The 22,458-nt window shown below is 41.6% G+C and carries 13 protein-coding genes and 1 pseudogene; 4 read left to right on the top strand and 10 right to left on the bottom strand.

The genetic code is table 11. From position 1 onward, the window contains the following. The first annotated feature begins 524 nt into the window (after positions 1-524). The 4 genes and pseudogenes from LOC50_RS00585 to LOC50_RS00570 all read left to right on the top strand — a co-directional run bounded on the left by LOC50_RS00585 (position 525) and on the right by LOC50_RS00570 (position 5,469). Positions 525-2,198, top strand: a complete 1,674-nt coding sequence (locus LOC50_RS00585; protein ID WP_250653429.1) for a phosphoethanolamine transferase — start codon at positions 525-527, stop codon at positions 2,196-2,198. Further along, positions 2,195-2,566 (top strand): diacylglycerol kinase, encoded by a 372-nt coding sequence (locus LOC50_RS00580; RefSeq protein WP_008112748.1) that lies wholly within the window; start codon positions 2,195-2,197, stop codon positions 2,564-2,566. The genes LOC50_RS00585 and LOC50_RS00580 overlap by 4 nt, the downstream gene beginning before the upstream one ends. Next, positions 2,557-4,490: pseudogene (locus tag LOC50_RS00575) on the top strand (LTA synthase family protein). The gene LOC50_RS00580 and the pseudogene LOC50_RS00575 overlap by 10 nt, the downstream one beginning before the upstream one ends. 100 nt (positions 4,491-4,590) lie before the next feature. Beyond that, entirely contained in the window at positions 4,591-5,469 is an 879-nt protein-coding gene (locus LOC50_RS00570; protein ID WP_069438789.1) for a TraB/GumN family protein, read from the top strand. Between the two features lie 6 nt (positions 5,470-5,475). On the opposite strand, the gene modF is transcribed toward LOC50_RS00570, so the two are convergent. The 10 genes from modF to rpoC all read right to left on the bottom strand — a co-directional run bounded on the left by modF (position 5,476) and on the right by rpoC (position 22,356). Then, positions 5,476-6,927, bottom strand: coding sequence for a molybdate ABC transporter ATP-binding protein ModF (gene modF / locus LOC50_RS00565; RefSeq protein WP_250653428.1), 1,452 nt, complete (start codon positions 6,925-6,927; stop codon positions 5,476-5,478). Positions 6,928-6,994: 67 nt separating this feature from the next. Beyond that, on the bottom strand, positions 6,995-8,632 hold the full coding sequence (locus LOC50_RS00560; protein ID WP_250653427.1) for a response regulator: 1,638 nt from the start codon (positions 8,630-8,632) through the stop codon (positions 6,995-6,997). 205 nt (positions 8,633-8,837) lie between these two features. Further along, positions 8,838-11,168: a fatty acid cis/trans isomerase gene (locus LOC50_RS00555; RefSeq protein WP_248532182.1), complete on the bottom strand. Its 2,331-nt coding sequence runs from the start codon at positions 11,166-11,168 to the stop codon at positions 8,838-8,840. Further along, positions 11,168-11,530, bottom strand: coding sequence for a hypothetical protein (locus tag LOC50_RS00550; protein WP_250653426.1), 363 nt, complete (start codon positions 11,528-11,530; stop codon positions 11,168-11,170). Before LOC50_RS00550 ends, LOC50_RS00555 begins: the two co-directional genes overlap by 1 nt. Before the next feature lie 407 nt (positions 11,531-11,937). After that, positions 11,938-13,269 (bottom strand): IS4 family transposase, encoded by a 1,332-nt coding sequence (locus LOC50_RS00545; RefSeq protein ID WP_036979639.1) that lies wholly within the window; start codon positions 13,267-13,269, stop codon positions 11,938-11,940. 388 nt (positions 13,270-13,657) lie between these two features. Continuing rightward, the gene (gene tuf, locus LOC50_RS00540) at positions 13,658-14,842 is read right to left on the bottom strand and encodes an elongation factor Tu (RefSeq protein ID WP_036980581.1); all 1,185 of its coding nucleotides are present in this window, start codon (positions 14,840-14,842) and stop codon (positions 13,658-13,660) included. A 62-nt stretch (positions 14,843-14,904) separates the two neighbouring features. Further along, entirely contained in the window at positions 14,905-17,019 is a 2,115-nt protein-coding gene (gene fusA, locus LOC50_RS00535) for an elongation factor G (protein ID WP_138626641.1), read from the bottom strand. Between the two features lie 27 nt (positions 17,020-17,046). Continuing rightward, entirely contained in the window at positions 17,047-17,517 is a 471-nt protein-coding gene (gene rpsG / locus LOC50_RS00530) for a 30S ribosomal protein S7 (protein WP_010392135.1), read from the bottom strand. Between the two features lie 97 nt (positions 17,518-17,614). Next, a complete protein-coding gene (rpsL, locus tag LOC50_RS00525) occupies positions 17,615-17,989 on the bottom strand; it encodes a 30S ribosomal protein S12 (RefSeq protein WP_002958885.1) in 375 nt (124 codons plus the stop codon). A 194-nt stretch (positions 17,990-18,183) separates the two neighbouring features. Continuing rightward, on the bottom strand, positions 18,184-22,356 hold the full coding sequence (gene rpoC, locus LOC50_RS00520) for a DNA-directed RNA polymerase subunit beta' (protein ID WP_036981021.1): 4,173 nt from the start codon (positions 22,354-22,356) through the stop codon (positions 18,184-18,186). Between the last annotated feature and the right edge of the window lie 102 nt (positions 22,357-22,458).

Raw genomic sequence — 22,458 nt, 5'->3', positions numbered from 1 at the left:
TAAATCCTCATTCCTGTTTGACAACCCATTAAAAATTTAACTCTAAAACTAAAAAGCCCCCCGGACGGTTAAGTGCGGAGGGCTTTCAATGCTTAGTTTTTTAAAGCACTACGAAGCCCTCGCGGGAATAATCACCACGATAATAATCAGGACTAGGTTAAGTGCATTGTTAAGCATAAAATTTAATACCATTTAATTTCTGTAATTACGAAACTCTTGTTTCGCTGTCTTTTTATATTAGTACCGCGCTCAGGGCGCTAAGTCAACATCAAATTCAATCCAAAATAATTATAAAAACACGCCGGCCTAGGTTTTAAAATTCAAACAACCTAAACAAAGTGAATTTTTTATCCCTTCATTTCAACTCAGGAAATTCACTATTCTTATAACGGTGAATTATGGTTTGATTAATTTTTAGCAAACCGCTGTATTTTATAGCTCACAAAATAAAATAAATTGACTTCTTAAGTGTTTCTTAAGTGTGACGACCTAGCATAACAGCGTTCACGAAAAAGAGATGTGTTATGAATTCAATTTTCAAACTCAGTAAGCAATCGCAAGCAAACACCAAAAAGCGCTTTTACTTTAACTGCAGCGCTAATGCATTTGTTATTTTAATGGCATGCTATTACGGCTTAATCATTAATATTCCATTTATGCATGGTGCGTTTAGCGCTATTACTTCGCTGCACACATTTTCGTGGTTATTTCTATTCTCTGTACCGCTACTACTTGTATGTTTATTAGTTATATTTTTTTCTTTGGTGTCTGTTCGAGGGCTATTAAAACCCATCAACTACTTACTACTCGTGCTCTCAAGTGCCGCACTTTACGGCTCATTAAACTATGGAGTGGTATTTGATTACTCAATGATACAAAACGCAGCAGAGACGGACTCTAGTGAAGCGTTAAGCTATTTAAACTTGCAACTTGTTGGCTTTTTACTGCTTTTTGGCGCATTACCTGCCTTTGTTTTGAGTCGTATAAACGTAAACTGTGCCCGCCCACACAAAGAAATACTCAGTCGTATTAAACTGTTACTAGCATGCGGTGCTTTGATTGCTTTAGTGGTAGTAAACTTTTACGCCGATTACGCGGCAACAGGTCGAAATAACCGTATATTGAAAAAAGAAATCATTCCATTTCAATACCTTTCTAGTGGCTATAAGTATACACGTGATCAGCTGCTTTACAGCGATATTAAATTTAAAAATATTGATACCACACCAACTTTAGCATCGCCAAGTACAACACGAGTTACTGTCATAGTAGTAGGTGAAACCGCACGAGCTGAAAACTTTTCCTACCAAGGCTATGAGCGCAATACCAACCAATACACACAAAAACATAATGTCACTTATTTCGATAATGTATCGTCGTGTGGCACGGCCACGGCAGTGTCAGTACCGTGTATGTTTTCACTGCAAACTCATGCCAATTTTTCTCGTTTAGACGGTGATAATCAGCAAAACGTGATTGATTTGATACAGCAAGCAGGCGCAGATGTCTTATGGGTTGATAATAACAGTGGCTGTAAAAACGTCTGCTCGCGCGTACCTACCATTAATATTGATACCAAAGCATCCGGACTATGTGATGGTAAATACTGTTTTGATGAAGCGTTGCTAGCCCCACTAAAGCACAAGCTTGCTAACTTGAGTCAGGCTAATACGCTTATAGTGCTGCATATGATGGGTTCACATGGCCCTACTTACTTTAAGCGCTACCCTGAAAAATTTAAACAGTTTAGTCCAACCTGCGACCGCAGCGATATTCAGAACTGTAACGCTGAAGAACTGGTTAACACCTACGACAATACAATTGCTTATAGTGATTTTATCAACGCTCAAGTTATTGAACAGTTAAAGGCACTACCGGCCAATATTGATAAGCAATTACTGTATGTGTCTGACCATGGCGAGTCGCTCGGTGAAAATGGTGCGTACTTACATGGCTTTCCCTATGCATTTGCACCAACAGCTCAAACCCATGTGCCTCTTTACATCTGGGCTGATGAGCATAATCAGCGCATTACAGCCAAGTGTCTCAACAATTTAAATAGCACTTTAGCGCAATCACACGATGCTATTTTTCATACCCTTTTAAACTTAACCGGTGTTGCGAGTAAAACCTACCAAACCTCTGAAGATTTACTCGCGTCATGTCAAACGATTAACCATAGCGAAACTAAAATATGAATAATAAAACCGTTATAAAACGCCAAGGCCTAATGCGCCTAATTTTTACCTTAAGCCATACATTTAACGGCCTAAAATGGATGAGCCGATTTGAGGCTGCTTTTCAGCAAGAGTTGGTTTTATTTAGTTTGCTAGGCGTATTTGCCTGCTTGCAAGAAATTACTTTAAGTAGCAAATTAATCTTGATTGCCAGCTTATTGTTTGTGTTATTTGCTGAGTTGGTCAATACCGCAGTCGAAGTGGTGGTTGATCGCATCGGTAGCGAATATCATGAACTATCAGGCCTAGCTAAAGATATTGCATCCGCCAGTGTCTTTATCGCCATGCTTATTGCTATTTTAGTTTGGTGGTCTGTGCTATGGACTTAATCAGTAGCACTAAAAAAGTACTGGGGCCATTGTGGGTTTTAGCGGTATTTTTTTTCGCACTCCTATGCTTGCTAACTTTTGCGCGATTAGGTTTAAGTTTGTGGCAAAGTGGCCGTGTATTTACCGAAGGCGCCTGGCACTTTGTTTTTGTAGGCGGTTTACGTGTTGATATAGCAACATTATGCTACATCATAACCCCCGCTTTGTTGCTAACACTTGCAGCACATGCTCTCAAATTAACTGCTTATATTCGAGGAGTCGTAAAGTGGTATTTAGTAATAATGGCTGCAATGTTAGTGTTTTTTGAGGTTATTACACCCACGTTTATTAACGAATACGACTTACGCCCTAATCGCCTATTTATTGAATACCTTATTTATCCTAAAGAAGTCTCTAAAATGATTTTTTCAGGTTACAAACTCGAAGTCCTCTTCGCTGTTTTAGCGCTCGTTTTCACCATTAAATTTGCTAACAAAATTCTTACTCAGCAATGGCAAAACCGCTCGTCCCTAGGGGCAATAAAACTATCACTATTAGCTGTTATTATATGTAGCCTAACACTGTTAGGCGCTCGAAATTCATTAGGCCATCGTCCATTAAACCCCGCTATGGTGGCATTTTCGACCGACCACTTGCTGAATGACCTCACGCTTAATTCATCATATAGCGTAGCATTTGCGTTAAAACAGCTCTCCAATGAGCAATCAAGTCAGGCATATTATGGCAAGGTCCCTCAAGAGGAGTTACTCGCCACAGTACGCAGTACCATGCAAAATCCTCAAGCAATATTTAATAATCCAAATGCCCCTACCCGCACTTTTCATCAGCCAAGCTACCAAGGTAAAAAGAAAAACCTGGTTATTATTCTGCAAGAAAGCTTGGGCGCTCGTTATGTAGGTACCTTGGGTGGCTTACCCTTAACGCCTAATATAGATACACTTTATCAACAGGGCTGGGATTTGATAACTTATACGCTACCGGCACTCGCTCTGTACGCGGTATTGAAGCAGTTATAACCGGTTTTACACCGACTCCCTCACGCGCGGTTGTAAAACTCGATAAATCACAACGTGACTTTTTTACCTTGGCTAGTTTTTTAGCAAAGCAGGACTACCATACTCAGTTTATTTATGGTGGAGAAAGTCACTTTGACAACATGCGTAGCTTCTTTTTGGGTAACGGCTTTAGTGATATTGTTGATAGTGAAAGCTTCGATAACATTAACTTTAATGGTTCATGGGGCGCATCTGACGAAGATTTATTCACTCAAGCAGATAAAGAGCTGAATAAATTACAACAACAGCAAAAGCCATTTTTTAGTCTGATTTTTAGTAGTTCTAATCATAGCCCTTATGAATTTCCGGACGGTAAAATAGTCCTGTTTGAGCAACCAAAGCAAAGCCGTAATAACGCAGCTAAATATGCAGATTATGCCCTTGGCACATTCATTGAAAAGGCGAAAAAATCATCCTACTGGGACGATACTGTGTTTATAGTAATTGCTGATCACGACTCACGCGTGTCTGGTTCCAGCCTTGTACCTATTGATCACTTTAGAATTCCTGCGGTTATTTTTGGAAACGGTATTAAACCCAAACGCGATCATCAATTAGCCAGTCAGCTGGATATACCTACCACCTTACTGTCGCTTATTGGCGCCAGCGGTGAACACCCAATGATTGGTCATGATCTCACTCGCCCTGTGGCCAAAAACAAGCAGCGTGCAATGATGCAGTACGATAAAAACTTTGCTTACATGCAAAACAATAAAGTTGTTATTTTGCAGCCAGATAAACCGGCAACCACCTATATTTATAAAAATAAGCAATTACACCCCAAGCATAACGATAGCGCACTCATCAAACAAGCTCGTGCGCTGGCTAATTATGGCAACATGGCCTACAGCAATAATTGGTATCAATAACACCGAAAAATGCCTGATTGATTAATCAGGCATTTTTACGTTACCTATAAAGTAAACTAAGTTAGTATTTATAAAACAACTTAAACTTGGATAGGATTTTATGAACGTGTCATTACGTATTAGTCAGTTATTTATGGTGTTATTACTTTTAGCCTTTAGCGTCAATGGCTATGCAGCACCGGCTCTATTCAAAATAGAAAAACAAGGCGCTAGCTCGTATTTATTTGGCACCGTGCATGTGGGCGATGCCAGCATGAAAGGGCTACCACAAAAAGTGACTCACGCACTGGATAACAGTAATCAAGTTGTTGTTGAAGTAGATATTAGTAAACTATCACCATTACAAATGCAGCAACGTTCTATGCCGTTTATGTTGCTTACTAACGGGCGCACACTGCAGAGCGAGCTTTCAGAAAAAAATTATCAACTCCTCAAAAACTACTTTGCTAAAAAATCGATTGATATTGCCATGTTCAATAGTTTTAAACCTTGGGCTGTTATGTTGACCATGATGCAAATTGAGTTTCAAAACGCGGGCTATTCAGATAAAAACGGTATCGATAAGCAAATACTCGAGTACGCGCAAAAGCACAGTATTAACATTGCGGAGCTTGAAACCATAGAGCAACAACTACAGATGTTTAATGGCTTAGAGTCATTAAGCAATGCCATGATGGCAGAAACTTTTGAGCAACTAAGCGATATTAATACCTACTTTATCACCCTAGTGGATGCATGGAAAAAGGGCGATATGCAAACCCTAACCAGCTATTACCACACCAGTTTTGATGACAGCCAATACGGTCAACAAAGCGAGCAAGTGATGCTGATTGAGCGCAATAATAATTGGGTCACTCAGCTCACGCCTAAACTTGAACAAGGTAAGGTGTTTATTGCGGTAGGTGCTCTGCACTTAGTTGAGCAGCATGGTTTAATTAAACAACTTCGCGACCAAGGGTTTAAGGTTACTCAGTTATAAACAAGCTTATATAAGCGTCTCACTATGAGCAGCTTGTTGCCCATAGTGAGCCGGTTTAAAATCTTCCATTTTTAAGGTGTGTTCAATACCTTTAATGGTATCTGCTGCATGATGGTTTACATAAATAACGGTACTCGTTTTTGCAGCACACACCTTTTCTATCAGCAGTAAAACGCGTTGACGATTTGCCTCATCAAGCCCTAAACATGGCTCATCTAAAATAAGCAAAGCAGGATGTTTAACCATTGCGCGCACAATCAGTAATAGTCGCTGATCGCCATACGATAGCTGGGTAAAAGCGCTATTTGTTTTGTCACTTAAACCAATTAGTGCCAACCACTCTTTAGCTAAACGCGTTTGTAACTCACTGGCTTGTTGATATAAACCAATGCTATCGAAAAACCCTGAAATAATAGTATTAAGCGCCGAAATACTCACTCGATACTGCAAATGTAGCGTATTTGAAATATAACCAATGTGCTGTTTTATATCCCAAATACTCTCCCCTGTGCCACGCTTAAAACCAAACACTTCAATCTCATTGTTATAGCACTGAGGGTTATCACCAGTAATTAAATTTAATAAACAGGTTTTACCTGAGCCATTTTTCCCGGTGAGTTGCCAGTGCTGATATTGGTTAATCGTCCAGTTTAAATTTTCGAAAATTGTTTGTTCGCTGTAACGCACATGGGCATTAGTGAGCTTAACGAGTGGCGTGTTTGTCGCTGATTTAAAACAGCATTCAGGCGCATCGGGAATACTTAATGATGTATGCTCTAAATGAAGTAATTTGAATAAATCCGCTCGTTTTGCTGCACACGGTTTTGCCAAGCTATGTTGTAAACGACCATTATTCACATAAGCAAAGTGATCAACAAACGCTGGAATTTCGTCAACACGGTTTAGCACAAACACAAAGCAGGTTTGTGCGCTCAACTGCTGTAATAGATGGTTTAGCTGCCCAACCGATTCAGAGTCTAAGCCATCAAATGGTTCATCAAGCACAACTAAATCACAGTTAGCAGATAGCGCTTTAATTAATAATAATTTACGCGTTTCGCCAGTAGATAAATCAGTAAAATCACGATTAAGTAAGGCATCAAAATTAAAAGCGGTGATTAACTGTTGGCATAAATCGCTATTTATTTCAGGCTCAGCAAAGAGCATGTCCGTTACTTTTTGTGGCTTTTCACTTTTACGATGCGTGTTAAGTAACTGCTTTTGTAGATCACTTGACACTAATTGTAGCTTGTTAAAGGTACTATGACGTTGCCCGCTTTGCTGTTTTGCTTCACCAATTAACGCTGCTGCGAGTGCTGATTTTCCAGCGCCATTCCCCCCGAGTAATACCCAATGTTCAGCCTGCTTTACTTGCCAAGTTAAATCGTCGATACAATACCGAGCACTGTCATCGGTAGATAAATAACCACTAAATTGCTGTAGTAAAATTGAGCGCACATTAGATCCCAAAACAGAGCTTAAAAACTCAAATTAACGTAATAAGGAATAATTAGGCAAGTGAGATTTAATCAACCTCAGGTAGAAAAGCATCGTTTAGCGCCGCGATTATGCTTTGCTGATCTATGGGTTTATGAATATGACCTATTGCTCCACAAGCTTTAGCGCGAGCAAGATCACTATCAGAGGTGTTTGCGGTAACCACAATAATCGGCAGTGTTTTATCGTTATCACGCAAGATTTTAGTGGCTTCAAACCCATCCATAACCGGCATATTTAAATCCATAAAGATGACGTCATAAGATTTTTTGGCGACCATTTCACACGCTATTTTGCCATTCTCAGCGCATTCTGCGTGTATGTTCAATGCGGTTAATAGCTTAGTGAGTACCAGCATATTAAGTGGGTTATCTTCAACGACTAAACAATGTAAGTTATCAGGAATTGACGATGACTTGCTTAAAGTAGTATCCATCTCTAATGGTAATGTTAAAAATACAGATGCCCCTTGCTGATGATTATTTTCAAAACGAATTTCACCCTTTAAGGCCTTAACAATATATTGTACACGGGTAAGGCCTGTTCTGAGTCCTTGAAAATGGTTACATTGCTCAGTGCTGTCTAACTCTAATTGCTCGATAAGGTGAGCAAAGCCACAGCCAGTATCCTCGACGCTCAACGATAGTTGGTTATTGTTGAGCGTAGCGATGACTTTCACCTCTCCTTGCTCTGTAAACTTTAATGCATTACTAAGTAGCTCATTAACTATTTGTTGTAAGCGCGCATGATCTACAATCACCGCGCAGTCTAAGCTCGCTGCTAACTCTCTGATTAACTTTAACCCTTTTTCAGTACAACCATATTCATACACAACTAACACTTTATTTATGGTGATTAGTAAGTTGTCAGAGGTCGAGTTTAACGACCAACGATTTAAACTCAGCGCTTGTAAATCTTGTAATTCATCTAACATCGCCAACAACCTCGCCGAGCAATACCGAGCTTGGCGTTGTATATCCTGCTGTGAAGTGGGAATTTTTAGCTCATCGATCGAGGTAATTAACCCCTGTAATGGAGTTCTAAATTCATGACTGGCTCGTGCAATAAAGTGTTCTTTGTTATTACTTACCTGCTCTGCAAACTCTTTTTGCTGTTGATACTTTTGTAAGTTCTGCAGAACTCGTTTTTCCATCGGCATAAACACAAATCTAAGTTCTAAAAACAATAATGCCAGAGTAAAAAACCAACAAAGCAGTTCAATACTAGAGATCCAATCAACCTTTTTTACCGCTTGTTGCTCAAATAAGCTCACCGCAGTGTCTAATTTTTTAAGTAATGCTTCAACTTCGCCCACAGGATACGAAGCCAAATTAATAGGCTCCTTTTGAGAAACCAAATTTTTAGTTTGCGTTATAAAGGCCAACACTTCTGCATCTAAGTTGCTTGGGGAGGCATAATATAAATCAAATAAAGGTGTATTTAGATAAACTGCGTTACCTTGCTCATCTTTAGTGAGTAAATATTCATGGGCTTGTTCAAATAACTCAAGGGAGTGTTTTAACGATTGAAGATGTTGTGCGTGATTATCCGTTTGATTAATTAATGCATTGCTATGCCAAGCTATTTTTTGCGAAAGCATACGTTGCTTGCCAGCTATATTGATAATTTTTACATCGTATTTTTGCACTGAAAAGAAGTATTGCATCAGTAATGCAGATACGCTGACCAGTAAGGCAATAGCAACTAAAGCCCAACGGTAACGTTTGCGAATACTCTTAACAATGTTGAACCTAAACTAGGTTGCTTTTTTGTTTTAATTGTAGCCTAAGCTTAGCAAACTAATTACTAAATTATTAAATACAAAAAACCCAGCTAGTTAAGCTGGGCTCTTGTAACCGTTTAGCGTGTACCTAACGATTTTCTAGTCGATTATAATCAAACATGCCAAATTCAACCCCTCGGTACTGGCGGGCAACCTGATGTAAAATATCGCTGTATTGCCAAAATTGCGGGTGAGTTCGACGAATCGCAAACTTAGACTTTAAAGCGCGATAATCAGCTTCCACTTGCATTAGCGGTAACTGTTCTGCAAAGGCAGAAACCTGTTGGGCGTTATTTAAATACCAAATTGCAGAAGGGTAATCACCAATAAAGCCCGGAACAATTGTCACCGTATCTTCTTCATAGGCGCGCTGTCCATCTTCGTTTAGTAGGCTCGAAATATTATAGTGCGCGTTATGGTGAATAATCGTATAGCCTGTGTGGCCATCCTGCTCTTTCACTAGCACATAAGATAGCTGTGGCAGTAAGTTAACTGCTTTAGCAGGCATGGTATTAATCGCACTTAATGGTGCGGGTACTTTTTTATAGTCATAACGAGGACTTAAAACGGGCTCTAATGCCTCTTTAATTAAGCCATATAGCTCTGATTGCGGTTCATCTGTTTGATAGTTAATACCGCTGGGTTGACTAAACTCACGATTGTTTTCAAAAAAGGTCGACAAACTAGGTGGTGATTTTCGATACCAACTCTGTTTAATTGTCTCTCGCTGAGTTTCAGGTAACAAAGCTAAAAAGTTGTGCTCACCCTCTAAACGTAAAAAGTCCATGTATAAGCGCGTTATTAATTGATGGCCAATATTGCCATACACATCAAAGCCCGCAACTAACAAGTAATGAATACGCTCAAACAGCGCGTAATCAAGCACCCACATAGTTTTAGGTTGTTGGCCAATAAAGCCTTTAACTACAGTTGCACTATCAAAGTGTCGAAAAATAGTCAGTGCCGCATTTTGATTGTGCCCATCCCCTTTCCACAATAAGTCAGTGGTTAAATGCTCGCCGTTTTTGAACAGATTATTAGCAAGCTCTACCTTGGCTTTTAAGTAACGTTTTTCGCGAACCGAGTATTTTACCCAATTAGAAATCGGTAACGCATTACTTTCCTCTGCTGCGGGCAACTCTAATGCATCCTCATGTTGTACCAGCATTTTACCTACCGCCGGAGTCGCTACCTTTTTAGGATCAGCAAACGCCACCCAAAAATGATCATTAATCACATTGAGTGCTATTTGACCACGACAAACAGGGCCTTTAATAAAGCCCATAATAATTAGCTCAGCTTCATCGAGCATAAATTGATATTTTGCATCTATAGGCAGTGCTTCAAACGTTTTAAACGGGTTTGATGCAAGGGTAGGCTCATAGCTTGGTAAACTAGATACAGTGTAATTTGGCGCAATAAATTGCTGGTAAATACGTGCCAACTTTTCATCATTAAGTTTAAGCGGTAAATGCGTTTTTGATAAAATAGTAGAACGGTCGTGAAGCAGTCGATAATAAACACGCTCAACGTTTGGGTTATCGTAAGGGCGACGAGAACTTATTAATTTAATGTCTTCACCAGGGGGAGTACTTGAGCGTACCAACTTAAAAAAGTTAGGTGATTGTGCATCACTAAAGTAGATGTGTGCTAAAAACCAATGCTCATAAATATAGCGCGCTGATAATTGGTACTTCAAACCATCTTGATTTAAAAATGCTTCCCAGTTTTTTACTTGCGCAAGCTCAGCAGCTGATGGCGGCTTGATGTGCGCCATTTTCCCGCCTTTTTTGATCCAGTTTTGTAAGTGCTGAAATTCAGCAGTAGTCACTCCAGGCAAGCCATAAGGCATACCCGCATGCGGTTGCTCATCCGCTAATTGGTCAAACTCACCCATCGTCGCACAACTTTGGTTGCGGCTAAGCGAAAAATCAAAACGTTCATCTAATACTTCATCTTCTGGCAAGGGTGAACTTTGCTTTAATACCAGCGTATTAAATAACACACTACCCGCTAAATTGGCTTCTTCAGTTTGTGCTCGCTCGTTTAATACCGGGCTAAATTCTTTATCTCGCCATTGCTCAGTCGTGGTTGCATCAAATAATAATCGGCTCGGCGTTGAGGCTAACAACCGAGTACCATCGTAAACCAGCTCTTTACTGAGACCTCTGTCGATACCTTCAGGAGAAGAGAGTTTTAATTGGCAAGGCGCATCATAACAGCCATGACAAACCACGCAGCGGTTATCGAGTACAGGCTTTACTTGCTGTAAAAACTCAGCCCCAGCACCGCTATTATGAGCAACTATACGATCTTGTGTTTGCTCAGGACCGAATAATTCATTGTAATGTGCATTACCTAAGTAAGCACAACCACTTAAGATAATCAGTACAAAAGTACCTATAATATTTTTTTTCATTATTCTGTCTCATCACCTAAATCGAACGTAGGCATCATATCGATTTGCGGTGATACGAATGTTAGGTTTTCAACAGTAGTCACCACAGCGCTTAATAGAGGCCCCTGTGTTATGGTTAATTGAGCATCATGCTCGCTATGCGCTACGGTAGCAAAGCTTGAATTGATGATATTCAACTCATAGTCTGCAATGCTAATGCCTATACTACTGTCAGCACTGGGGTTCTGGCATAGTTGAGTAAGTAGCTCATCACTTAAAATAACTGAAATTTCCAAGTCAGGCTGCGCTAAGTCACGGGTACTTAGTGTTTCATCTAGAATAAATAAAGGAAGGGTTAAATTGCTATCTTGTTCAAGTTCCATTGGACTCTCTGCGCTACTGACTATTTAATTATTACCTATTATAACAACGTTCCAACTTAAATAACGATAAACAAGCCTTAAAATAGTCTCGTTAATTTTTTTAAGCAGCGGTATCAATGCTGCTTTAAACTTCGTTACGACAACAACAGGAACGCCAAACTTCACTCACTAAAACCTGAAACCTGCAGCATTACAGTAATTGAGAACTCAACGATCGTTGCTACAAAGCACCGATGCCCAAGGTAATTGCAGAACCTTCATGCTTTACCCTCTAAGTTCGATAAAACTCAACCCAAGTGACAGTGTTAAAATTAACACCGAGCTGCTTTACCTAACACCTTGCACCTGAAACCTTTATTTTATTGCAGGCATTAAAAAACCCGAGGCTAAGCTCTAACACCACTCGTTTAAGAACGAGTGGTGTTTTTTCGTTTATATCTAACCGGATATTTTTGTGTCTTTGCCAGCACCGCTCGCGGATAAGCTTTTCGCTTTCTTTTCTCCGGTAATATTAGCCGTTTACCGTTTTCACGTAGTTCTTTTAGCTTTTTAGGGATTGTCCCTGGGCTTCGACCTGAACACCATAAAAACTCGTCTTGTATGAGATATAATGCGTTAATAAAACTGATGCGTAATGGCTCAACTTTATGGGCTTTAGCCATCTCTGCCATTTCAAGTCTCACGATATTATATGATGTCAGAATACCCCAGAGCTCTTGATAAATACCTTCCTGTTTCAGGCTCCGTAATGCTGGTTTATTTGATAGTTGATACTGCTTGAGCTCACCATAGCCTCGCTCTATTTCCCATCGTTGCCAATACACATCGAGTAGCGCTTTCAGCGGGTACTTTTCTGGACAGACGCATGAGGTGATGAACCCTTTTATTTCCCCTTTAGGTGTCGGAATTTGAATAAGCCTTGCTTGCCATGTATCACCTAGGTAAGGGGCTGATTTCTTAGCTTGTGGTGAAATAGGCATTGTTATTAAGTGGTCGTAATCGCTAAATGACTCCGTTATTTCATAGCGCATTTTGCTTTTGATGGGTGTAAGCCAATGATGGTTTTCGCTAACGCCTTGCCAGCTCGTAAATAGTTCAGCCGAAAAGAAACCTCTATCAAATAGCGTCAATGAATATTCAGGTGCTGAGCCAACAAGCTGTTGAGCATAATGAATTTCACTTTGAGTAATGGGGCCAAACGCTGCATCGGATATTAAATGCGTTCTTGTCGACATCAAGGTCACAGCAAGTACTGAGGGGAAGTTTGTTGTCGATTTAGCATAGCCAAAGTGACGGTTACTCGGTGTATCTTGAGTTTTAAATTGTGTACCGTCAATGCTGAGCAGCTTTAAACCACACACGTCATCAAAAGTTTGCGACTGCTCCCACTGCGTTGCTGTATGTTTAAAAAGGTGTTTCATAGGCGCTGCGCCTAGCTTTTCTTTCCCTTTTATAATACTGCTCGTCGCCAATGGTGGAAGTTCTCCTTTAGCGTCAGGAAAAGCGAGCTCTAGTTTGTCACAGACTTCAGATATTGAGCGGTTTCTTAATAAACCAATCCCTAATACAAGCCAAGCAGCTTGCTCGGCGGGGAAACGTCGTTTACGCACAGAGGCTCTCCCTGTTTGAGTAACGGCTGCTTCAATCCACTCAAGGGGAATATGCTTAGTAAACGAATCAATATCACGATCTTGGCTAAATTCAGTAGTAAGGTGTAATTCTTTAATAAATTCAGACATAAAAATAGGCCACAACTTTTGTTGTAGCCTATTATGAAGCCTCTGAAAGATCGTTCAATTAACTTAAACGATCCGCATTAAGGCTAAGCTCGGGTTTTTTCGTATTAATTAGCTAGGCTAATTATTACTCTACGATAGTTGCTACAAAGCACCTACGCCTAAGGTAACTGCGCCACCTTCACATGATGTAAATCGCAGCCATTAAAAAAGGCCACCTAAGTGACCTTTTTCTAACAATTAACTTAAACGTTAATTATTACTCTACGATAGTTGCTACAAAGCACCTACGCCTAAGGTAACTGCGCCACCTTCACATGATGTAAATCGCAGCCATTAAAAAAGGCCACCTAAGTGACCTTTTTCTAACAATTAACTTAAACGTTAATTATTACTCTACGATAGTTGCTACAACACCAGCACCTACAGTACGGCCACCTTCACGGATAGCGAAACGAAGACCTTCGTCCATCGCGATTGGCGCGATTAGCGTTACTGTCATCTTAACGTTATCACCAGGCATTACCATTTCTACGCCTTCTGGTAACTGTACGTCACCTGTTACGTCAGTTGTACGGAAGTAGAACTGTGGACGGTAACCTTTGAAGAATGGAGTATGACGACCACCTTCATCTTTCGAAAGTACGTATACTTCTGAAGTGAATGTAGTGTGTGGCTTGATTGAACCAGGCTTAGCTAGTACTTGACCACGTTCAACGTCTTCACGCTTAGTACCACGTAAAAGTGCACCAATGTTCTCACCAGCACGACCTTCGTCAAGAAGCTTACGGAACATCTCAACACCAGTACAAGTAGACTTAGTCGTCTCTTTGATACCAACGATTTCAACTTCGTCGTTCACGTTGATGATACCAGCTTCAACACGGCCAGTTACAACAGTACCACGACCTTGGATTGAGAAAACGTCTTCGATAGGCATGATGAATGGCTTATCGATGTCACGCTCTGGCTCTGGAATGTAAGAATCTAGTGCTTCTGCAAGCTCTACGATTTTAGCTTCCCATTGCTCTTCGCCTTCAAGTGCTTTAAGTGCAGAACCTTGAATTAGTGGTAAGTCATCACCTGGGAAGTCGTATTCAGAAAGAAGTTCACGAACTTCCATTTCTACTAGCTCAAGTAGCTCTTCATCATCAACCATGTCACATTTGTTCATGAACACAACGATGTAAGGAACGCCAACTTGGCGAGAAAGTAGGATGTGCTCACGAGTTTGTGGCATAGGACCATCAGTCGCAGCTACTACTAAGATAGCGCCATCCATTTGAGCAGCACCAGTGATCATGTTTTTAACATAATCGGCGTGTCCAGGACAGTCTACGTGTGCGTAGTGACGAGTAGGCGTATCGTATTCAACGTGTGAAGTTGAGATTGTGATACCACGCTCGCGCTCTTCTGGAGCGTTATCGATTGATGCGAAATCTTTAGCAACACCGCCGTATACTTTTGCAAGTACGTTAGTGATTGCTGCAGTTAGTGTAGTTTTACCGTGGTCAACGTGGCCGATTGTACCAACGTTTACGTGCGGTTTTACGCGTTCAAACTTTTCTTTTGCCATCTTAAAAAATTCCTAATAAAGAAATTAAAGCCTGACTCAGTATTGAGCCAGACAAGCTAAAATCATATAACAGCGCGAGCTGAAATTATTGTATCTGCAACCTGCTTAGAGGCTTCAGCGTACTTCAAAAACTCCATAGAGTATGAGGCACGGCCCTGTGTTGCAGATCGTAAAGCAGTCGCATAACCAAACATTTCAGATAACGGAACCTGAGCATTAATTTGCTTAAGTCCACCAAGTGCATCTTCCATGCCTTCGATCATGCCGCGACGACGGTTTAGGTCGCCAACTACATCACCCATGTTTGCTTCAGGAGTGAGTACTTCAACCTTCATTACTGGCTCTAATAAAGCAGGGTTTGCATCTAGCGCACCTTGCTTCATAGCGAGTGAACCTGCTATTTTAAATGCCATTTCATTCGAATCTACATCATGGAATGAACCATCATATAAAGTCGCTTTCACGCCAAGTAATGGGTAGCCTGCCAGTACACCTTGAGCCATTTGCTCTTGGATACCTTTGTCTACCGCAGGGATGTATTCTTTCGGAACTGACCCACCTACGGTTTCGTTAACGAACTCGTAAATTGGGGCTTCATCATCCGAAATATCCATCGGTTCAAGTTTAAGCCAGACGTGACCATATTGACCACGACCACCTGATTGACGTATAAACTTCCCTTCAACTTCAACAGTTGAACGAATAGCTTCTCGGTATGCAACCTGCGGCTTACCAACGTTACATTCAACACTGAATTCACGTTTCATACGGTCGACAATGATATCAAGGTGAAGTTCACCCATGCCAGAGATAATCGTCTGGCCTGATTCTTCGTCAGTTTGTACGCGGAAAGATGGATCTTCTGCCGCTAGTTTACCTAGCGCGATACCCATTTTATCCTGGTCAGCGATTGTGCGAGGCTCAACCGCAACAGAGATAACTGGTTCTGGGAACTCCATACGCTCTAGCGTAATAATAGAATTCGGATCACACAGTGTCTCGCCTGTTGTTACGTCTTTGAGACCAATAGCCGCCGCGATGTCGCCTGCGTAGACTTCTTTGATCTCTTCACGTGAGTTTGAATGCATCTGAACGATACGACCAAGACGCTCACGCTTACTTTTTACTGGGTTATATACCGCGTCACCCTGTTTAACAGTACCAGAGTAAACACGGAAAAAGGTCAAGGTGCCAACAAACGGGTCTGTTGCAATCTTAAAAGCAAGTGCAGCAAACGGCGCTTTATCATCAGCAGGACGCTCTTCCTCGGTACCATCTTCGAGGATACCTTGGATTTGTTTCACTTGTGTTGGTGATGGCATATATTCAACAACGCAATCAAGCACAGCTTGAACGCCTTTGTTTTTAAATGCACTACCACAGGTCATGGGAACAATTTCGTTCGCTAATGTGCGTTGACGCAAAGCATTTTTAATTTCTGCTTCGCTTAACTCTTCACCTTCTAAGTATTTATCCATTAATTCTTCAGAGGCTTCAGCAGCGCTTTCAACTAAATGAGAGCGCCATTCTTCAGCTAAATCCTGAAGTTCTGCCGGTATTGCCTCATAAGAGAAAGTCATACCCTGGTCTTCATCATTCCAGTTAATAGCTTTCATTTTAATAAGGTCAATAACACCTTTAAAGTCGTCTTCAGCGCCAATTGGCAACTGGACTGGAACAGGCGTTGCTCCAAGACGAGATTTCACCTGGCCGACAACCGTTAAGAAGTCAGCGCCTGTGCGATCCATTTTATTTACGAAGATCATTCTCGGAACTTCGTATTTGTTCGCTTGACGCCAAACTGTCTCAGTTTGCGGCTGTACACCCGATGAAGCACAAAGAACAACTACCGCACCATCTAGTACACGTAAAGAACGCTCTACTTCGATAGTGAAATCTACGTGTCCTGGGGTATCAATGATATTGATGCGATGGTTGTCAAATTGCGCGTCCATCCCTTTCCAGAAACACGTTGTTGCAGCAGAAGTGATTGTGATACCACGCTCTTGTTCCTGCTCCATCCAATCCATAGTTGCGGCGCCATCATGTACTTCACCGATCTTATGAGAAAGACCTGTGTAGAACAGAACACGTTCTGTTGTGGTGGTTTTGCCTGCATCTACGTGAGCACAAATACCGATATTGCGGTAACGCTCAAGTGGAGTTGTACGTGCCATAAAATCCTCTTAAAGGTTAAGGACAGATTACCAACGGTAATGAGCGAATGCTTTATTCGCTTCAGCCATACGGTGAACGTCTTCACGTTTCTTAACCGCAGTGCCTTTGTTGTCAGCAGCGTCAACGATTTCTTGAGCTAAACGTAAGCCCATAGATTTTTCGCCACGCTTACGTGCAGCGTCTACTAACCAACGCATACCTAATGCGTTGCGACGTACTGGACGTACTTCAACTGGTACTTGATAAGTTGAACCACCAACACGGCGAGATTTAACCTCTACCTGTGGACGGATATTATCAAGTGCAGTTTCAAAGATTTCTAGGTGCGACTTGCCTGATTTCTCAGCAGCCACGTCTAGCGCACCATAAACGATTTTTTCAGCAGTAGATTTCTTGCCGTCTAACATTACGATGTTAACGAACTTAGCAAGAAGCTCCGATCCGAACTTAGGATCTGGAAGAATTTTACGTTGACCTATTACGCGTCTTCTAGGCATTTTGTATCTCCGGTTTATTCAGGTTTGCTCTTTCGAGTCAATCACCCAAAACAATAATTAATAATATTTAGTGCTTGGCCTTACTAACGGAAAACAATTAGCCTTTAGGGCGTTTTGCACCGTATTTAGAACGAGCTTGACGACGGTCGCTAACGCCTGCACAGTCAAGTGCACCACGTACAGTGTGAAAACGCACACCTGGTAAATCTTTAACACGACCACCACGGATTAGGATTACACTGTGCTCTTGAAGGTTATGACCTTCACCACCGATGTATGAAGTTACTTCGAAACCGTTAGTTAAACGTACACGAGCTACTTTACGTAACGCCGAGTTTGGTTTCTTAGGTGTAGTTGTATATACGCGAGTACATACACCACGCTTTTGCGGACACGCTTTAAGCGCAGCTGAGTTACTTTTAGTAACCTTGCTACGACGTGGCTTACGCACTAGCTGGTTAATAGTTGCCATTTAAATAGCTCCTGAAATTAAAATTACTACTGAAAAAAATAAAAAATCCGCCCTTGTTTTACCAGCATGTTTTAAACGTGCAAGTAAATGGGTGGCGGAATTTTAATGAGCAAAGATTGACCTGTCAACCTAAACCGCTCACAAGGCAGTAGATAACTGCCTTGTGAAACTCTAATCTATTGATTAGATTCGGTTTATTGATTTCCAGATAAATCCGCGTTTAAAGCATCAGTGAGTGCTTGAGTTGCCTCTTCCGCACTTACCGTTTGCTCTTCAACAACGTCTTTTTGCTTACGACGAGCCATACGCTCTTGATGATACGCAAAACCGGTACCGGCTGGGATCAATCGACCCACAATTACGTTTTCTTTCAGACCGCGTAGTTCATCGCTCTTACCATTTACAGCGGCTTCTGTCAGGACACGAGTTGTCTCCTGGAACGAGGCTGCTGAGATGAAAGATTCTGTCGCTAGTGATGCTTTTGTGATACCCATTAACTGGATTTCAAACTTAGCTGGGATCTTACCTTGAGCTTCAAGGTCGCGGTTTGCGATATTAACGCGTGCCACTTCAATTTGCTCACCGGCTAAGAACTCAGTATCACCACCGTCTAGAATGATACATTTACGTAGCATTTGACGAATAATAGTTTCAATGTGCTTATCATTGATCTTAACGCCCTGCAAACGATAAACCTCTTGCACTTCGTTAACAATGTAATTAGCAACATGAGTCACACCACGAAGGCGTAAGATGTCATGCGGTGATTCTGGACCATCGGCGATAACTTCACCTTTAGACACTTGTTCACCTTCAAACACGTTAAGCTGACGCCACTTAGGAATCATTTCTTCGTAATGATCGCCTTCAGCTGGTGTAATAACTAAACGTTTCTTACCTTTAGTCTCTTTACCGAAGCTAATAGTACCGGTGATTTCTGCAAGGATTGCAGGATCTTTTGGTTTACGTGCTTCAAATAAGTCGGCTACGCGTGGTAGACCACCCGTGATATCACGAGTTTTCGAACCTTCTTGCGGAATACGTGCTAATACGTCACCTGGGTTTGCAGTCGCGCCGTCTGTTACTTCAATCGTAGTGAATGAAGGAAGACGCGTTTCTTGCAATCCACGCTCATCACTTTCAATGATAAGCTTTGGCTCTTTCGCATTCGCTTTAGCAAGATCTTTAACAACTACACGAGTTAAACCCGTTAGTTCGTCAGTCTGTGCTTCAGTGTTTGAATCATCGATATCGCTGAACGATACTTTTGATTTATGCTCAAGAACGATTGGGTGACTATGCGGGTCCCAAGTAGCAACGATGTCGTTACCTTGAACTTCTGCATTGTCATGCACTGTTAATACCGCACCGTAAGGTACTTTATAACGCTCTTTCTCACGACCATAGCTATCAATGATAGTGATCTCGGTAGAACGAGAGGTAATAACAATCTTACCGTCTGTATTTAATACATATTTAGCGTTGTGAAGTTTTAATGTACCGTTTGTTTTAACTTGTACATTATTCTCAGCAGACGCTCTTGATGCCGCACCACCGATGTGGAAAGTACGCATCGTAAGCTGTGTACCCGGCTCACCGATTGATTGAGCTGCGATAACACCTACTGATTCACCCGCGTTGATGATATGACCACGTGCAAGGTCACGACCATAACACTTAGCACATACACCAAAGTCGTTATCACAGGTGATAACTGAACGTACACGCACTTCATCTACTGAGTGCTCTTCTAAAAGGTCACACAGTTTTTCGTCAAGCATGATGTTACGTTCAACAAGTACTGTATTAGTACCTGGTATTACAACATCTTCAGCAACAACACGACCTAGTACACGTTCGCGAAGTGCTTCTACAACGTCACCACCTTCAATTAGCGGTTTCATTGTTAAGCCATCTTCTGTGCCACAATCGTCTTCGTTGATTACCAAATCTTGTGCAACGTCTACTAGACGACGCGTTAGGTAACCCGAGTTTGCTGTTTTCAGTGCAGTATCGGCAAGACCTTTACGCGCACCGTGCGTTGAGATGAAGTACTGAAGTACGTTTAGACCTTCACGGAAGTTAGCCGTGATTGGCGTCTCGATGATTGAACCATCTGGACGTGCCATTAGACCACGCATACCTGCTAGCTGACGGATCTGAGCGGCACTACCACGAGCACCTGAGTCGGCCATCATAAACACTGAGTTAAATGACGGTTGCTCTTCTTCTTCACCTTGCGCATTCACTACGGTGTCTTTTGACAAGTTAGCCATCATTTCACGTGATAGGTTTTCATTTACACGTGACCAGATATCAATAACTTTGTTGTACTTTTCACCAGCCGTAACAAGACCTGATTGGAACTGTTGGTTGATTTCAGTTACTTCAGCTTCTGCTGCTTCAATGATTGATGCTTTCACTGGTGGGATAACTAAGTCATCTATACCAATTGAAACACCTGACTTCATTGCGTAGTGGAAACCGGTGTACATAACTTGGTCAGCAAAAACTACTGTGTCTTTTAAACCAAGACGACGGTAACACTCATTTAGTAAGCTAGAAATCTGCTTTTTACCTAAGGCTTGGTTGATTGACTCAAACGGCATACCTTTAGGTAAAATAAGAGACAGAATTGCACGACCCACTGTAGTATCAATGATAGTAATTGTATCTTCTACAACACCATCTTCATTCGCTACTGATTGGCTAATACGTACTTTCACTTTTGCGTGAAGGTCGGCATTACCACTACGGTATGCTTTTTCTGCTTCTTTAGGATCTTTAAATACGGTGCCTTCGCCTTTGGCGTTAATGCGGTCACGCGTCATGTAATAAAGACCTAATACAACGTCCTGTGAAGGAACGATGATTGGCTCACCATTAGCAGGCGATAAGATGTTGTTTGTAGACATCATTAACGCACGAGCTTCTAGCTGAGCTTCAATTGTTAGCGGTACGTGTACCGCCATTTGGTCACCATCGAAGTCGGCGTTGTAAGCCGCACATACTAATGGATGCAAATGAATCGCTTTACCTTCGATAAGCACAGGTTCAAACGCTTGGATACCCAAACGGTGAAGTGTTGGTGCACGGTTAAGTAATACTGGATGTTCACGAATTACTTCATCTAGTACATCCCATACTTCCGCTACTTCACGCTCAACCATCTTTTTAGCTGCTTTGATTGTCGTAGCCATGCCGCGACGTTCTAATTTGCCATAGATGAATGGTTTGAAAAGCTCTAATGCCATCTTCTTAGGAAGACCACACTGATGAAGCTTAAGTGTAGGACCAACCGTGATTACAGAACGGCCAGAGTAATCTACACGCTTACCAAGTAAGTTCTGACGGAAACGACCTTGCTTACCTTTGATCATATCAGCAAGCGATTTAAGTGGACGTTTGTTAGAACCTGTAATTGCACGACCACGACGACCGTTATCAAGTAGCGCATCAACCGCTTCTTGTAACATACGTTTTTCGTTGCGTACGATAATATCTGGTGCAGCTAAATCTAGTAGACGCTTAAGACGGTTATTACGGTTAATAACACGACGGTAAAGGTCATTTAGATCAGATGTCGCAAAGCGGCCACCGTCTAGTGGTACTAATGGACGTAAGTCAGGTGGCAATACTGGAAGTACTGTCATGATCATCCACTCAGGGTTATTACCTGATTGGTGGAACGATTCCATTAACTTAAGACGTTTAGTGATCTTTTTACGCTTAGTTTCAGAGTTAATTGTTGGTAACTCTTCACGCATCTCTGCAATTAATTGAGCAAGATCGAGTTCACGAAGCAAGTCTAATACTGCTTCAGCACCCATCTTCGCTTCAAACTCATCACCATGCTCTTCAAGTGCATCTAGGTATTCTTCTTCACCTAATAGCTGACCACGCTCAAGCGTTGTCATACCAGGCTCAGTTACTACGAATGATTCGAAGTAAAGAACACGTTCAATATCACGAAGCGTCATATCAAGCATTAAGCCGATACGTGACGGTAATGATTTTAAAAACCATATATGCGCAACTGGACTTGCCAGTTCTATATGACCCATACGGTCACGACGCACTTTAGTGAGTGTTACTTCAACGCCACACTTCTCACAGATCACACCACGGTGTTTAAGGCGTTTATATTTACCACATAAACACTCATAATCTTTCACTGGGCCGAAAATACGGGCACAGAATAAGCCATCGCGCTCAGGCTTGAAAGTACGGTAGTTAATAGTCTCAGGTTTCTTTACTTCACCGTATGACCATGAACGAACCATGTCTGGTGAAGCAAGACCAATGCGAATTGCATCGAATTCTTCGGTCTTATTTTGTTGCTTCAGAAACTTAAGTAAGTCTTTCACCTTAGCTCTCCTGTCGGAGTTAATCTTGAGGACGGATGTTCTCGTCCCTACATTCTATTCAGCCATAACAGATGCTGCAGCGTTCACTGCAGCAACTAATTG

Origin of the sequence: Pseudoalteromonas sp. SCSIO 43095 (assembly GCF_023650455.1) — a bacterium.
GTDB lineage: Bacteria > Pseudomonadota > Gammaproteobacteria > Enterobacterales > Alteromonadaceae > Pseudoalteromonas > Pseudoalteromonas tetraodonis.
Note: the sequence above shows the minus strand (reverse complement) of the source record. Positions and strands in the feature narration are given on the sequence as shown.